This is a genomic window from Hanamia caeni (assembly GCF_003721595.1).
In the GTDB taxonomy this organism is placed as follows: domain Bacteria; phylum Bacteroidota; class Bacteroidia; order Chitinophagales; family Chitinophagaceae; genus Ginsengibacter; species Ginsengibacter caeni.
In genome coordinates this window covers 26,360-40,036 of record NZ_RJJR01000008.1, presented here as the reverse complement: position 1 = coordinate 40,036, position 13,677 = coordinate 26,360, and the positions used below count along the sequence as shown (strand labels likewise).

15 protein-coding genes and 1 other RNA gene are annotated in these 13,677 nt (G+C 37.1%); 12 read left to right on the top strand and 4 right to left on the bottom strand.

Annotated features, from left to right (window positions below; all coding sequences use genetic code 11):
• The first annotated feature begins 9 nt into the window (after positions 1 to 9).
• Both EFY79_RS21755 and EFY79_RS10540 read left to right on the top strand, forming a co-directional pair.
• Complete coding sequence (locus EFY79_RS21755) at positions 10 to 651, top strand: polysaccharide deacetylase family protein (protein ID WP_233577978.1); 642 nt, start codon at positions 10 to 12, stop codon at positions 649 to 651.
• A gap of 96 nt (positions 652 to 747) precedes the next feature.
• Positions 748 to 987 (top strand): hypothetical protein, encoded by a 240-nt coding sequence (locus EFY79_RS10540; protein ID WP_123120674.1) that lies wholly within the window; start codon positions 748 to 750, stop codon positions 985 to 987.
• A 170-nt stretch (positions 988 to 1,157) separates the two neighbouring features.
• Here the strand turns inward: EFY79_RS10540 and EFY79_RS10535 are convergent, their stop codons facing one another.
• The 4 genes from EFY79_RS10535 to EFY79_RS10520 all read right to left on the bottom strand — a co-directional run bounded on the left by EFY79_RS10535 (position 1,158) and on the right by EFY79_RS10520 (position 4,426).
• Positions 1,158 to 2,396, bottom strand: coding sequence for an outer membrane beta-barrel protein (locus EFY79_RS10535; protein WP_123120673.1), 1,239 nt, complete (start codon positions 2,394 to 2,396; stop codon positions 1,158 to 1,160).
• 1 nt (position 2,397) lies between these two features.
• Positions 2,398 to 2,937, bottom strand: a complete 540-nt coding sequence (locus EFY79_RS10530; RefSeq protein ID WP_158605196.1) for an RNA polymerase sigma factor — start codon at positions 2,935 to 2,937, stop codon at positions 2,398 to 2,400.
• A 105-nt stretch (positions 2,938 to 3,042) separates the two neighbouring features.
• Complete coding sequence (locus EFY79_RS10525; protein WP_123120671.1) at positions 3,043 to 3,498, bottom strand: hypothetical protein; 456 nt, start codon at positions 3,496 to 3,498, stop codon at positions 3,043 to 3,045.
• A 184-nt stretch (positions 3,499 to 3,682) separates the two neighbouring features.
• A complete protein-coding gene (locus EFY79_RS10520; RefSeq protein WP_123120670.1) occupies positions 3,683 to 4,426 on the bottom strand; it encodes a DeoR/GlpR family DNA-binding transcription regulator in 744 nt (247 codons plus the stop codon).
• 309 nt (positions 4,427 to 4,735) lie between these two features.
• On the opposite strand from EFY79_RS10520, the gene EFY79_RS10510 reads away from it, so the two are divergent.
• The 10 genes from EFY79_RS10510 (at position 4,736) to rnpB (ending at position 13,571) form a co-directional block, all read left to right on the top strand.
• Positions 4,736 to 5,677, top strand: a complete 942-nt coding sequence (locus EFY79_RS10510) for an ROK family protein (protein ID WP_123120668.1) — start codon at positions 4,736 to 4,738, stop codon at positions 5,675 to 5,677.
• A gap of 16 nt (positions 5,678 to 5,693) precedes the next feature.
• A complete protein-coding gene (locus tag EFY79_RS10505; protein WP_199727505.1) occupies positions 5,694 to 6,854 on the top strand; it encodes an MFS transporter in 1,161 nt (386 codons plus the stop codon).
• A gap of 11 nt (positions 6,855 to 6,865) precedes the next feature.
• On the top strand, positions 6,866 to 7,627 hold the full coding sequence (locus EFY79_RS10500; RefSeq protein WP_123120667.1) for a sugar isomerase domain-containing protein: 762 nt from the start codon (positions 6,866 to 6,868) through the stop codon (positions 7,625 to 7,627).
• A gap of 80 nt (positions 7,628 to 7,707) precedes the next feature.
• Positions 7,708 to 7,983, top strand: a complete 276-nt coding sequence (locus EFY79_RS10495) for an acylphosphatase (protein WP_123120666.1) — start codon at positions 7,708 to 7,710, stop codon at positions 7,981 to 7,983.
• Between the two features lie 50 nt (positions 7,984 to 8,033).
• Positions 8,034 to 9,173: a lactonase family protein gene (locus tag EFY79_RS10490; RefSeq protein ID WP_123120665.1), complete on the top strand. Its 1,140-nt coding sequence runs from the start codon at positions 8,034 to 8,036 to the stop codon at positions 9,171 to 9,173.
• A 142-nt stretch (positions 9,174 to 9,315) separates the two neighbouring features.
• Positions 9,316 to 10,518: a coiled-coil domain-containing protein gene (locus EFY79_RS10485; RefSeq protein WP_123120664.1), complete on the top strand. Its 1,203-nt coding sequence runs from the start codon at positions 9,316 to 9,318 to the stop codon at positions 10,516 to 10,518.
• A gap of 40 nt (positions 10,519 to 10,558) precedes the next feature.
• Positions 10,559 to 10,753, top strand: a complete 195-nt coding sequence (locus EFY79_RS10480; RefSeq protein ID WP_123120663.1) for a hypothetical protein — start codon at positions 10,559 to 10,561, stop codon at positions 10,751 to 10,753.
• Between the two features lie 115 nt (positions 10,754 to 10,868).
• Complete coding sequence (locus EFY79_RS10475; RefSeq protein WP_123120871.1) at positions 10,869 to 11,957, top strand: class I SAM-dependent methyltransferase; 1,089 nt, start codon at positions 10,869 to 10,871, stop codon at positions 11,955 to 11,957.
• 149 nt (positions 11,958 to 12,106) lie between these two features.
• The gene (locus EFY79_RS10470) at positions 12,107 to 13,114 is read left to right on the top strand and encodes a Smr/MutS family protein (protein WP_123120870.1); all 1,008 of its coding nucleotides are present in this window, start codon (positions 12,107 to 12,109) and stop codon (positions 13,112 to 13,114) included.
• Between the two features lie 45 nt (positions 13,115 to 13,159).
• Positions 13,160 to 13,571: RNase P RNA component class A (rnpB, locus tag EFY79_RS10465), an RNA gene on the top strand.
• Positions 13,572 to 13,677 lie beyond the last annotated feature (106 nt).

Here is a 13,677-nt window from a genome sequence, read left to right as displayed (position 1 = left end):
AAGATAGCGTTGGTTTTTACCGGAGATAGTTTCGGAGACGGCGGAAAGTTTATCGTAAAAACTTTAAAGAAAGAAAATATACATGGCTCTTTTTTTCTAACCGGAAATTTTTACAGGAACAAAAGTTTTAAAAAGACAATTAAGCAATTGATTAAAAACGGGAACTACATGGGCTCTCATTCTGATAAGCATATCCTGTATTGCGATTGGGTAAAAAGAGATAGCCTATTAGTAACACAAAAACAATTTACTGACGATTTAAATAATGCTTACAAAGAATTGGCAAAATGGGGAATTGAAAAAAAACAGGCGCACTACTACTTACCCGCATTTGAATGGTACAACGATTCTGTTTCCGCATGGACACAGAATTTGGGATTGCAACTCGTTAATTTTACGCCGGGCACTTACAGCAATGCAGATTATACATTTCCCGAAATGGGAAAAAGATATTTTAGCAGCACGGCGATAATGGATTCTATTTTGCAATATGAAAAAGAATCAACCAATGGGTTAAATGGATTTATCCTGCTCGTTCATATCGGTACTGATCCAAAAAGGACGGATAAATTTTATTTCAAACTGCCGGAATTGATAACTGAATTAAAATCGAAGGGATATGGTTTTGTGAAAATTGATGAATTATTGTGAAATATTTTTTTTATTGATTGTGCAAATTTCGAATGAGAACAGGTCAACACCCGGAGTAAAAATTTAAAAGTAAATTTGTTTCAAACCTAATAATTGATGCAAACTCTAAAAACATTAGATAAAGAAATTACGCGGTATTTAGGCCAGTTAACTGTGCCGCAAAAAGAAGCTGTGCTAAATGTGATAAAGACTTTTGCCCGTGAAGAACCGTGGTGGGATGATGACGTCTATGTTGCTGAAATGAATAGCCGTTTTTCAGAAATGGAAAGTGGCGAGGTAAAAGGTATCACGCTTGAAGAAATGGAAGCAGGATCAAGGCGGGCATACAGAAAATAAGCCAAATTTCTAATCAGCAGATAAAAGATAGTTTGGGAATAAAGATGATCGCAAACAAAAATGGCTTAACGTAGCAAGAGACCTTTACAAAAAAGCATGGAGGTTAGATAAAAATGAACCCACCATTATGTGAGCGAAGAGCAATTTGAAATAATCTTTTAAAAGAATTTTTATTTGCCTCCGCAAATCCTGTATTGAAGTCCTAACTTGAAATATTCATTTCTATATTGATGGCTGCTGTTATAGCCGTCTTTTAAAATGATTGTTTTATCCAGGCTATAATAATACCCTGCTGAAAAAAGAAACGAGCCTTTTTCAAAATTAGTTTCTAAGATAAAGCGCGGATCAATTTTTTTAATTTCCAGTTTCTTTTGAAATGCAGCCCTGGCAATCATTGGAGAAGCATTGTATTGGTCTACTGTAGCAGCATACAAGGTGTTATTATAACCAAAACTTTCTTTTTCTTCTTTGATTTTTACTTTATTTAATCTCGAAAGTTGCAGGCCGCTTCCCACAGACCAATTTTTATTTATTGAATAGTGAAGCGTTACCGGCAGGTCAAAATAGGAAGCTTTTACGATGCTGGTAGTTTTTATATTGTAGTATACATCAGGGCTTAGATTCGAAACAAGCTCTTTCTCTTTAGTACTTACTTCTTTTCCACTGATGGTTGAAAATGCTGATAAACCCGTATGAACGCTAAATTTTTGCCACAGCGGAATCACCACCGTTACCGAAGGATGCACGTTCCAGTTTTTCAAATTAAATGATTGCGGAATATCATGTGTGGCAGGTGATATATTAATCCCTGCGCCCGCAAATACTTTCACTTTTTTTGCTGCCGGTTTTTCCGTTCTTTTCTGGACAGGTAGTGTTTTTTCTATTTCACTTGTTGGATCAATAATGTTGTCGCATGGTTGCATTTTAACCGGTTCAGGCTTTTCCATTGTAAACTTTTCAAGGAAATATCTTTTTTCATTTTGAAGCGCTTCGGAAATTTGCTTTTCCTGGAATTTTAAATATTCACCATTGATTTTTTGATGCAACCGGAATTTTTGCTGAACGCTTAGCGGTGTCGCCTTTTTGCGTTCATAAGAAATTGCATTGCTATTGCTTTGAACCGGTTCATACTTTTTTTGTGATGAAGATGAATTTTGTAATGAAGATGAATAATTTGTTTGCAGGCGTATGTTTAAAAGTGTGTTATGATTCAGTTTGTAAGGAATATAAATAATAAAAAATAAAACCAGGCAGGCGGCAAGTGATAAAAAAAATATTCTTTTTTTTGAGGTGGAACTGGGAACTATATCAGAAGTGAGGCCATGCTGACGCAAGGTTTCGTGCATTTGCTTCCAGCCTTCTTCGGCCAGCTTTTGCATTTCGTCAATATGTTTTTTATTGTTTTCCATTTTAAAAAATTTTATGAGCCTGCTGCTTCAGATTTTTTCTTGCTTCAGACACATGCCATCTTGAAGTACTTTCTGCTATATTCAGTATTTCAGCAATTTCCCTGTGAGAGTATCCTTTAAAAACGTGCATTGAAAATACCTGCTGCGTTACCGGCGGCATCTTTTTTATTAAAAACAACACTTCTTCTTCAATATGTCTCGTTGGCTTTTCGCTCAAAGCGTTATGCAGCGGCTCCTCATTTTCGAGCTGCAAAAAATTACTTTTATTTTTTGCAGAGCGTGCATAATCAATAGCCGTATTGGTTACTATTTTTTTTGCCCAGCCTTCAAAATTCCCTTTGTTGGTATCGAAAGAATTGATATTCATGAATATTTTCAAAAAACCTTCATTAACAAGGCTGATGATGGTTTGCTGGTTTTCAGAATAGCTTTTGCATATCGAATACATCAGGGCAAAATAATGCTTGTATAGCCTTTCCTGGGCTATGGAGTTGTTCGTTTTACAGGCAGAAATTATATCGTTTAATTCATGTTGCCGCAAGGAAAAAGCAAATTTTGCAAAGGTTATATTTTGATCGGTGTAAAATAACGCCGGAATGTCAAATTTGTCTTAACATTTTCGTTCCGGCGTTATCCCGGAGGTTACCTATTTTAATGTAATCTTTTTCAGCCAATGTTCTGTAGGAGACACGCTGTCTTTAAATGTTGCCACAATTAAAGTATCGTTTAGCTTTTCCAATTTCCATGCAAAAGTTCTTGTTCCTTTTAACAGCAAGCTATCATTGTCAGAAGAAATTGCCCAAATTCCCTTGTCGTAAGGCACGGCTGACGAGTCACAACCATTTTTTGAACGGTCCGCAAATTGAAATTGTCCATAATAATCAAAAGCCAGCAAGGCGCTGTCTGCGCAGGATTGAATGATGGAGCTGTCTTTAGTTGGGTCGCTCGTAAAAGGAACGGTCAGTGTTTGCAATTGCCATACTCTGCCGGTAAGCGCCTTTTGAGCGGGCGTAAGTGATGGCCCGTTATCTGTTTTCTTGCAAGCTGCAAAAACAAATGCACACACAATAGCTAAGGAAAGGATTGATTTTTTACTTTTCATTTATAGTTTTTTAGTGAATTATTTAATTAGTATTCCAGCCCGCGCGGTTGCTGTTATATCTAATACGATAATTAAATAGAAAACGTTGGGCGATTTAAAAAAAACTTTTTCTAAGGGAAAACGAACGCAGTAAATAAAGAAATAATGGAGATTTTTATTTTATGCAAAAACGAATGGGATGAATTTATATCACCTGCATATTTTTTTTATAAGGTTTCAGATGTTTATCGTTAGGGTCTAATTCGGTAACCAGGTAGTCAATATTGTGAACGGGGCAAAGCTTCATTTTAAAAATAGAATTCAATTTTTCTGATATGGTAATCACCGCAAGTTTGGATGCTGATTTTATCATTGCCTTTTTAACCTGCGTCACATTCCATTCTGATTCTGAAAGGCCTTCTTTGGAATCAAGCCCGTGAGCACCTAAAAAACAAAGGTCTACCCTGATATCCGCAAGTTCGCTGATAGGCCTTTCTCCAATATTTATCTGAGACGTATAATCAATTTTGCCTCCGATAACGATAACGTTCAAACCGGGATGGGCGGCCAATTCCAGAGCCATTAACGGGCTTACGGTAAAAAATGTGCCCTCCATCGTATCAGGAATCATTCTTACCATTTCCAACATTGTTGTGCCCGCTTCTATCAGCAATGTCATACCTGGTTGAATCAGTTTCACCGCTTTTTTTGCAATCTCTTTTTTCGCCTCCACGGCGTATGATAAATTTTGTTGAATAGGATAATGATACGATTTGGATAAGGCACCTCCATGAACCTTTATAATTTCACCTGCCTCAGCCAGCTCGGTAAGGTCTCTGCGCACTGTATCTTCTGAAACATTCAATTTTACGCTTAACTCGGAGGATAGTACTTTGTTGTGCAGGTTAATTTGCTTGATGATAAAAGATTGCCGTTCATTTTTAAACATACCACTTAATTGCTTTTATTTTTATTTATACCGAATGATTCTTTTTTAGTTGATAATTTTTTTTCAAATGCTCTTAGTCACAAATATCCGAAAGCAATATTTTTCCACCGCAGAATTTATGCCGCGCGCATACACGAACGCAAATGTAATTTTTTACTAAATGCTATTAAGGGCCGCCCCGTGTTTACTTAAAAACAAAAATTTTTTGATAAAAAGTTTTTGCGTTTTTGTGCATTAATACTTAACTTGTTTTGTTTAAACAAGCGTATTCCTGCAAAATATTTTTTAAACAATTTTCCAATTTAATGTATGGCTTTACTAGGGATTGATCTGGGCGGTACAAAGCTGGCAGTTGCTGTTTTTGATGAAAAAGGTAGCTTATTGTACCTTGAAAAAATTCCATTAAAAGACGCGGCCGGCCAGCATGTGGGCACATTAATAACTGACCAGATTGTAAAATTATTAAGCAGAGATAATTCCATTAGTTCTGTTGGAATTTCTGTGCCGGGTATTTACAGGGAAAAAACAGGAACTGTGTGGGCGCCGAATATCCGCGGTTGGGATGACTATCCCCTGCTTCAGGAAGTGAAGAATGTATGTAAAGAAATTCCTGTGACTATTGACAGCGACAGAGCATGTTATATATTAGGCGAGTCGTGGAGAGGAAACGCGAAGGCTTGCAGCCACGCTATATTTTTAGCGGTAGGCACGGGCATTGGCGCAGGAATCATGATTGACGGGAACATACTTCGCGGTTCAAACCATATTGCGGGCGCTATAGGATGGATGGCTTTGTCAAAACCTTTTAGGGAAGAATATAAGAATTGTGGCTGTTTTGAACATTATGCTTCGGGCGAAGGCATTGCCAATAGTATGAAAAAAATAATGCGAGACAATAAAGATTATTCCGGGGAATTAAGCGCTAAAGCCATTGATGAGATTACTTCTCATGATGTGTTTGTTGCTTTTGAAAATCATGATTGGGCGGCAAAAAAAGTAATAGAAACAGCAATACAATGTTGGGGAATGGCCATAGCAAATCTTGTGAGCTTATTTAATCCTGAAAAAATCATTTTGGGCGGAGGTGTTTTTGGGCCGGCCATAAAATTAATTCCGGCAATTAAAGAAGAAGCAGCTAAATGGGCGCAGCCAATTAGTATAACACAGGTGAGCATAGAACCATCCGCATTAGGCAATGATGCGGGTGTATTTGGCGCAGGTTTTTTAGCTTTAAAAAACAATATCCGATAATTACTCAATTCCCAAAATGTATAACAAACGATTGGTTTTTTGGTCAGCCTGCATTGGAATATTATTTTTTGGAATGGCCATTACCACGCTGGGTTCAGTAGTGCCGCAGCTAAAAGCAAAGTTTGATTTAGATAACATCGCGGCGGGTACATTATTTTCTATTTTGCCGTTTGGTATTTTGATTGGCTCTTTGGTATTCGGCCCTTTTTGCGACAGGTATGGCTACAGGGTTTTGCTGGCGCTCACTTGTTTCAGCATGTTCGTCGGCTTTGAAGGAATAGCGTATGCGCCGTCTCATTTTGCTTTGAACATTTGTATTTTTTTATTTGGTCTTGGCGGAGGGGCTATCAATGGAGCTACCAGTGCGCTTGTATCAGACATCAGTGACAAAGAAAAAGGCGCCAACCTCAGTTTGCTCGGAGTTTTTTTTGCCATTGGCGCCCTGGGAATGCCTTTTATCCTTGGCTTTCTGCAAAATAAATTTAACTATGAGTCGACTGTTTCAATCATTGGGGCGGCCACTTTTCTAATGGGTATTATTTATCTTCTTGTAAAATTTCCGCCACCCAAGCACGCAGGCGGTTTGCCCGTCAAAAAAAGCCTCTTATTGCTTAAAGATGATCTGCTGTTATTGATTGCTTTTTTTCTTTTTTTTCAAAGCGCGTTGGAAGGAATATTTAATAACTGGACCACCACCTATCTTACGGATTATCTTCATGTTTTACCGGCAAAGGCCTTATATGCACTCTCTTTGTCGGTTGTGGGGATGACCGTAATGCGATTGCTGCTTGGAAGTATTTTCAGAAATATGTCTGCACAAAAAATATGGACTATTACATTTTCTCTTTTATTGATTGGATTGCTTTTTCTTTCTTTTGGGAAATCTTACTGTCCCGCGGTTTGCGGGCTTATCCTGATAGGAGGCGGACTGGCAGCGGGATTTCCTATCATGCTGGGTTTTGTAGGCGATCGGTTCAAAGAGTTATCAGGCACAGCTTTCAGCATTGCATTTGTAATTGCACTGATCGGAAATATGATCATTAACTATTGCATGGGATTTATTGTTCAGCGATATGGTGTCAGGCATTTGACGACTGTTGGCTTTGTTGAATTTTTTATCATGATGATTTTGTGCATTGCAATTTTAAATAAGTTAAATAAGAATCATAAAAATTAAAATCAGAAATTATGTTAGCAAAAGAATGGCTTACCAACACGAGGGAAATAATGTCAAAAATAGAAGAAACACAAATGGACAATATGCAGAAGGCTGCTCAACTTATGGCCGATTCTATTGAATGTGGCCGCTGGGTTCATACGTTTGGTTGCGGGCATGCCACATTGCCAATCGAAGAAATGTATCCTAGAATTGGTGGCTTTGTCGGGTTTCATCCGATTGTAGAATTACCGCTAACTTTTTTTACAAACATAACCGGGCAAATGGGTGTTCATCAATTTATTTTTTTAGAAAGAGTAGAAGGCTATGGCGTAGAAATAATGAAAGGCTATGATTTTGATCCACGCGATACGATGTGGCTGTTTTCTCATTCCGGCATCAACAATGTAAATATTGATGTGGCGCTTGAAGCAAAAAAGAAAGGCATGAAAGTAGTGGTATTTGGATCTGCCGCAGAAGCGCAGGGAAAAAAAACCCGTCATTCGTCAGGCAAAAATATTTTTGAAATTGCAGATGTAGTGGTGGATACCTGCGCGCCTATTGAAGATGCTTCAGTTACTTTAAAAAATCATGTGGATAAAATAGGTCCCGTATCTACGATGGCTTTTATCACGTGCGTGTGGATGACGGTAACTACGGTTGCTGAAATTCTTGCTGACCGCGGCGTTAAATTATATATTCATCCATCGCACAATGCGCCAGGCGCAGCCAACTCCAAAGAAAGATTAGATGAGGCTTTGGCAGAATACAAACGCCGTATTGCAGGAGTTTGAACGTAGGTGTATAGTAAAAGAACAAATAATTTTGATTTGTATTTTCCTTCCGGAAAATTTGTATCCCTATCTTTGAAAATATGGAGACAATGCATTTATTGATTAGCGGTAAAGTGCAGGGTGTCTTTTTCAGGGAAACCTCCCGGCGCCTTGCTGAAAAATTACATATTAACGGATGGATAAAAAATTGCGCGGATGGTAAAGTAGAAGCTGTGGTTACGGGGGATAAAAGCGAGGTGGAACAGTTTATCGAATTTTGTAAAACCGGGCCGGAAAGAGCTTTTGTAGAAAAGGTTGAAGTTTCAAAAAGAGAAAAGACAGATTTTAAAAAATTTGAAGTGATCAGGAACCATTAAGATTATTCAAATGGAAATATTTTATTTATAAAAAAAATCAACTAATTAAGATGAAAAATAAAACGATTGCTTTTAAAAATTTATTGGCTTTATGTGTTTTGATAATGCTTGCATCGTGCTCCAGTGAGCAACGTTATTATTTATTTGTAGGCACCTACACTAACACCTCCAGTAAAGGCATATATGTTTATGATTTTAATGCTGCAACCGGCGATGCAACACTGGTAAGTAATACAGATAGTGTTACCAATCCTTCATGGGTTAGTGTTTCGGGCGATCAGAAGTTTGTATATGCCGTTAATGAAACCAATGGCGTTAACCCCGGCAGAGTTTCCGCTTATTCTTTTGACCGGTCAAACGGCACTTTGAAGTTTATCAACACCACCGCTTCAGGAGGCGATGATCCCTGTTATTTGGCGACTACTTCGGATAATAAATGGCTCACAGTGGCTAATTATTCCAGCGGCACTGCTACTGTAATTCCAATTAATGAAGATGGTTCTTTAAAACCTTATTCGCAATTGATTAATGACACTATCTACCGCGATTCAGGAAGCACCGCAACGTCTCATGTACATGAAACCGTTTTTTCGCCTGACGAAAAATATTTGGTAACGCCTGATTTAGGATTGGATAAATTAATCATCTACAAATTTGATAAAACAAAAGACCAACCGCTAACCTTATCAACTCCATCTTTTGTTGAATCAAAAAAAGGAAGTGGTCCAAGACACATCGTTTTTTCACCCAATAAAAAGTTTGCTTACCTCATGCATGAATTAAGCGGTACAGTTACCACCTACAAATATGCCGATGGAAAATTTACGGAAATCCAGGACCTTCCCACTTTTCCCGACGGAACTACAGGAAGGAAAGATGGCGCGGAAATTAATATTTCACCGGATGGCAAATTTCTTTACACTTCTGATCGCGCCGATCTCAATATCATAACCGTCTTTTCAATAGACGCCACTACCGGCAAACTCGCATTTAAAGGCACACAATCTTCTTTGGGCCAGCATCCCAGGCATTTTATGATTGACCCCAGCGGAAATTTTTTATTGGCAGCCAACCAGGATTCAGAAAGTATTATCATTTTTAAAAGAGATAAAGAAACCGGCATGTTGAGCGAAACAGGAAAAACGATACATGTGCCGAGGCCTGTATGTTTGCAAATGATTCCGAAATAAAAATTTCACAAAAAATTTCCGCCACTTGACGGAAATTTTTTTTATAACTTACTTCAGTGCTTACTGATGTTTGTTAATTCAGGGGTTGTTGATCATGGTACAATGAAGACATTAATTTTATAACCTTCATGTTGCAATTTTTATGGAAAAATTAAACCTGTTTTTTATTAAAATAAAAGGACTCACGTTTTGGCAAAGGCTATTTTCCTGGCAATCACTGCGCAATTTAAGTTATGATGCATTTGATGAATTTAAATCAATCCAGAGAAATTTATTGGAGAAAGAGGAGCAATTGCATTTGCTTGAAAAAAAAATTTTGCAGTTCGAAACGAGGAATGAGGCTTTAATTGAAAGTGTTGATCATTTGGAAAAAATGAATTTCAAAAATGAGGAAGAAGTCAATTTGTTAAATCATAAGATTGAGGCTTTGGTAACTGAAAAGTCTGAGTTAAAAAATGCAAATCTGAAACATGAGAATACTGAAGAACAACGTGAGATAAATTATAGAAACAACATCGGGCAGCTAAACCAGCTTAAACATACTTTGGAGGAACAAATTAAAAAACACAATGACGAGAGGCTTGAGGAACAAAGGGAATCATTTGAAAAAATGAAACGGCAATGGAGCGAGCACGAAGCTACCGTAGAGCAGAACATACGCACGATTTGCAAAAGTCATTTTATCAGGTATGTTGATGTAGTTCCTTTTCGTGGCAATCCTGATAATACTTTGGAGATTTGTGAAGAGTTTATTGTGTTCGATGCAAAATGTCCGTCAAACAATGATCTTATAAATTTTCCGAAATATATTAAGGCGCAAACAGAATCGTTGCGGAAATATGCAAACCAGGAAAAAGTGAAAAAGGATATTTTCCTGGTAGTGCCAACGAATACCATTCACACCATAAAACAGTTTGTTTACAATATGGGCGATTACAATGTGTATGTCATCACTATTGATTCACTTGAATCTATTATCCTTACCTTAAAGAAAATTGAAGATTACGAATTTGTAAACCAGCTAAGCCCTGATGAACGCGACAATATCTGCCGCCTGATTGGAAAATTCACGCACACTACCAAAAGAAAAATACAGGTGGATCAGTTTTTTGCTTCAGAGTTTTTAGAATTGCTTTCCAGGTATATGAAAGATTTGCCGGAAGATTTTTTAAAACAGGTCATTGAATTTGAAAAGGCTGAAAAATTAAATCCACCCGCAGAAAAACAAGCCAAGCAAATTTTGACCAAAGAATTGCAGGACAAGCACGCTTTAATAAATGCGGAAGCGCTGGTAAGAAAAATAAGCCCACCTTCAGGTTTTGAAGCGATCAGCAATCTTAAATAATAAAACCTAAACAATAAAAAGAAATTCAAAATAGAAAGCTATGGCACAGTTCATTAAAGTAAAACAAAAGGATGGCATTGAAATTCTCATCAATACAAATATTATAGAGACTATTTTCCCTGACCACACAATGGCTAATTGTAATTCACTGATCAATTTTAATAAGGCGAGCGCAAAAAAAAGTTTTTATACGCAGCAAACAATTGATGAAATATGGAAAATGATTCTTGAGTAACGGTGATGGTTAAACGAAATTTATTTCTATAGCCGTCTTGTTATCTTTTTGTATCTGGGTTAATTTGCTTCATCAATTCTGCCTTGTAGTGCTTTCTTAATTGAAACAATTCAGCATGGATCTTTCAGAAATTATACAATTGAAAATAAGAAGCGACGGGCCGGTTTCATTTCATGATTTCATGGAAATGGCCTTGTATTACCCATCTTTTGGATATTATAACTCCGGCAAAAGTAAGATTGGAAAGGAAGGCGACTTTTATACAAGCCCGATAGTAAGCTCGCTATTTGGAGAGCTCATTGGAAAACAAATAGAAGAAATGTGGATGGCGCTGGATAAGAAACCATCTACCATTGTGGAGTATGGAGCAGGCACCGGTTCGCTTTGCAATGATATACTTTGTAACCTGAAAAATAATCCAACACTGTACGAACAGCTTTCATATTGCATTGTTGAAAAGGGCGAAGCATTGCGAAAAAATCAACAAAGTCATTTACCCGAAAAAGTTTCCTGGTACAATTCCATCAGCGAAATAGGGCCGGTAAATGGTTGTGTTTTATCAAACGAATTGCTTGACAATTTTGCCGTTCACAGGGTGAAAATGGAAAAGGAGTTGATGGAAATCTATGTAGATTACAACAACGGTTTTTGCGAAGTTCTTCGTCCTGCTTCGCGGGAATTAAAGAATTATTTAAACGAACAACATATTGAACTCCCTTATGGATACGTAACAGAAATTAATCTTGAAGCTATTGAATGGATAAAAGAAATTTCTGAAAGCTTAGAAAAAGGTTTTGTGCTAACGATTGATTATGGTTACGCGGCTGAAGAGCTTTATAACCCGAAAAGAAATACAGGAACTATTGTTTGTTATAAAAATCACCAGGTAAATACTTCTTTTTATACCGACATCGGCAGCCAGGATATTACGGCGCATGTAAATTTTTCTGCATTGAGCCACTGGGGCAAAAAAGCTGGATTGGAATGTTCCGGATTTACTACTCAGGCTAATTTTCTTCGTTCACTTGGGCTCATGAATTATTTAAGAAATTTCGAGCTTCGTGATCCGGAAAATAACCGCGCAGCGATATGGCAAATCCAAAAATTATTAATGGATATGGGAACAAAATTCAAAGTGCTCATCCAACAAAAAAATGTAAAAAGTTTAATGTTGACAGGGATTCAATTTGGAATGCCTTTGTAAATTGTTTTAATAATCTGAAGTAAATGCTTGCGGTACTTTCCTGACGTAATCATCATTATAAAATAAAAAAGAACGATAAATATTGCTTTACTGCTGTTAATTGATTGGTGAGTAAATCCGCAAAAATCAAATCAAAGTATCTTTGGAAAATGAAATACGAGGTAGGTGATATAGTTCTGATATTACATTCACAGGAAGAAGGTGAAGTGGTGGAAATTATCAATTCAGAAATGGTTTTGGTAGATGTGAATGGCGTTCGGTTTCCTGTATATTTTGACCAGATCGATTTTCCCTATTTTAAAAGATTTTCAGAGAAAAAAATTGTTGTTCCTAAAAGAGAAAAGGTTTATGTAGATAATCTAAAAAAAGAGGAGGCTACCAAAAAAAGTCAAATTCATTCAGGCGTTTGGCTTTCTTTTCTGCCGGTTTTTGAGAAGGACATTTTTGAAGATGACGTGGTAGAAAAATTTAAGATTTATCTTCTTAATCAAACGAACGAATCTTACCGTTTTAATTACCAGGTAAGGTTTAAAGATTCATCAGATTTTCATTTAAATAATTCGATCCTGCCTTTTAAAGAATTTTATCTTCATGATATTCCTTTTGAAGAAATGAATGATGCACCAAAATTTGAATTTGATTTTGAATTAATAAACTCTAACAAAAAAAAGGCTGACCATTATGAAACAACTTTCAAAATAAAAGCAAAACAATTATTTCAGAAGATTGAAGAAATTAAAATGAAAAATGAACCCACTTTTGCATTTCAGCTTTTTGACCATTACCCGGATAAAGTGGATGATGTAGTTCCCGATTATAATAAGTCAACTGAATTTTATAATATTTCGCGGGCGCGGCAAAAGCTGGAGCCTGCCCGCTCCGTGGTAGATTTGCATATTGAAAAATTAATAGACAATTGGAAAGGGCTCAGCAATTTTGAAATTCTTACCATTCAGTTAAATCATTTTGAAAAATATTATCAATTGGCAATTGCCCACCGTCAGCCAAATCTCGTGGTGATTCACGGAGTAGGTACCGGCAAGCTTAGAAATGAAATACACGAAATACTGAAGACAAAAAAAGAAGTAAGAACTTTTGCCAATCAATATCATGAAAGATTTGGTTTTGGCGCCACTGAAATCTACTTTCAGTATTAGCTTTCTGGATTGGAAAAGGAGTTTTAAAATCGTATATTCGCAGGTGCTGCAAACGGGTTATCGTTCGTTTGATTTTTCGAACGAAAGGAAAGTCCGGACAGTATAGAGCAACACACCGGTTAATAGCCGGTCCGGCGCTGAGATTTCGGTAAACCGGGAAGATAGTGCCACAGAAAATTACCGTCCCGATTTTTATCGGGATAAGGGTGAAAACGTGAGGTAAGAGCTCACGATAATTACAAGTAATTGTAATTATGGGTAAACCTTGTGTACTGCAATGCCACGTAAATCCCGGTATGTCGCAAGGCATTATAAGCTGCTCGTTTATATTTCCGCTTTCGCGGAATAACGGGAAGGGTAGGCAGCAAGATTGTTGCAGTAATGCAACAGCCAGATAAATGATAACCGTCCGTCGCCTGGCGGACCACAGAATCCGGCTTACATGTTTGCAGTAATTGAATTAAAGGCAGTCGAAAGGCTGCCTTTTTTATATACATAAATAAAACAAAATTTTTTTAAAAAAAAACTTCCGCTTTTTGGGCGAAAGTTTTTTAAAAATTTGA

Coding starts and splice junctions, on each gene's coding strand:
- EFY79_RS10485 (WP_123120664.1), top strand. CDS start 9,316: ATGGAAAAATTAAACCTGTTTTTTATTAAAATAAAAGGACTCACGTTT.
- EFY79_RS10525 (WP_123120671.1), bottom strand. CDS start 3,498: ATGAAAAGTAAAAAATCAATCCTTTCCTTAGCTATTGTGTGTGCATTT.
- EFY79_RS10510 (WP_123120668.1), top strand. CDS start 4,736: ATGGCTTTACTAGGGATTGATCTGGGCGGTACAAAGCTGGCAGTTGCT.
- EFY79_RS10500 (WP_123120667.1), top strand. CDS start 6,866: ATGTTAGCAAAAGAATGGCTTACCAACACGAGGGAAATAATGTCAAAA.
- EFY79_RS10480 (WP_123120663.1), top strand. CDS start 10,559: ATGGCACAGTTCATTAAAGTAAAACAAAAGGATGGCATTGAAATTCTC.
- EFY79_RS10505 (WP_199727505.1), top strand. CDS start 5,694: ATGTATAACAAACGATTGGTTTTTTGGTCAGCCTGCATTGGAATATTA.
- EFY79_RS10535 (WP_123120673.1), bottom strand. CDS start 2,396: ATGGAAAACAATAAAAAACATATTGACGAAATGCAAAAGCTGGCCGAA.
- EFY79_RS10470 (WP_123120870.1), top strand. CDS start 12,107: ATGAAATACGAGGTAGGTGATATAGTTCTGATATTACATTCACAGGAA.
- EFY79_RS10495 (WP_123120666.1), top strand. CDS start 7,708: ATGGAGACAATGCATTTATTGATTAGCGGTAAAGTGCAGGGTGTCTTT.
- EFY79_RS10475 (WP_123120871.1), top strand. CDS start 10,869: ATGGATCTTTCAGAAATTATACAATTGAAAATAAGAAGCGACGGGCCG.
- EFY79_RS10520 (WP_123120670.1), bottom strand. CDS start 4,426: ATGTTTAAAAATGAACGGCAATCTTTTATCATCAAGCAAATTAACCTG.
- EFY79_RS10540 (WP_123120674.1), top strand. CDS start 748: ATGCAAACTCTAAAAACATTAGATAAAGAAATTACGCGGTATTTAGGC.
- EFY79_RS10490 (WP_123120665.1), top strand. CDS start 8,034: ATGAAAAATAAAACGATTGCTTTTAAAAATTTATTGGCTTTATGTGTT.